The organism is Marilutibacter spongiae, from assembly GCF_014145325.1.
In the GTDB taxonomy this organism is placed as follows: domain Bacteria; phylum Pseudomonadota; class Gammaproteobacteria; order Xanthomonadales; family Xanthomonadaceae; genus Marilutibacter; species Marilutibacter spongiae.
Map to the genome: position 1 here is coordinate 1 of NZ_JACHTF010000054.1, position 560 is coordinate 560.

At 74.3% G+C, this 560-nt stretch carries 1 protein-coding gene; it reads left to right on the plus strand.

The window, feature by feature from the left end:
• A partial coding sequence (locus H4F98_RS16675; protein WP_182688944.1) for an AMP-binding protein occupies window positions 1–560 on the plus strand: 560 nt, incomplete at both ends.

Sequence of the window (560 nt, forward strand, 5' to 3'; positions counted from 1 at the left end):
GGAGCTGGAGCCGCTGCCGGAGGCGCGGGTGACGTCGCACTTCGACCTGTCGCTGGCGCTCCACGAAGACGGTGACGCCATCGCCGGCGAGCTGGAATACGCCAGCGACCTGTTCGAGCCGGCGACCGTGCAGGGATGGATCGACGCCTATGCCCGGCTGCTGGGCGGCATGGTCGCCGACCCGGCGACCCCGGTCGCGCGCCTGCCCTTGCTGGACGCAGCGCAACGCCAGCACCTGCTGCACGGGGTCCATGGCGCCTCTCAGGCCTTGCCGCACGCCAGCGTGCAGGCGGCGTTCGAGGCTCGGACCGATGCCACCCCCGACGCGCTTGCGCTGACGGGCGAAGGCCGCCAATGGACCTTCGATGCCCTGGACCGCGCCGCCAATCGCCTAGCCCATGGCCTGCGCGAGGCCGGGGTCGGCGCCGACGCGCGCGTGGCGATCTGCGCCCCGCGCAGCGCCGGCTTCGTGGTCGCGATGCTGGCCGTGCTCAAGGCCGGCGCGGCCTACGTGCCGCTGGAGGTCGATGCCCCGGCCGCGCGCCTGGCGCAGCTGGTGG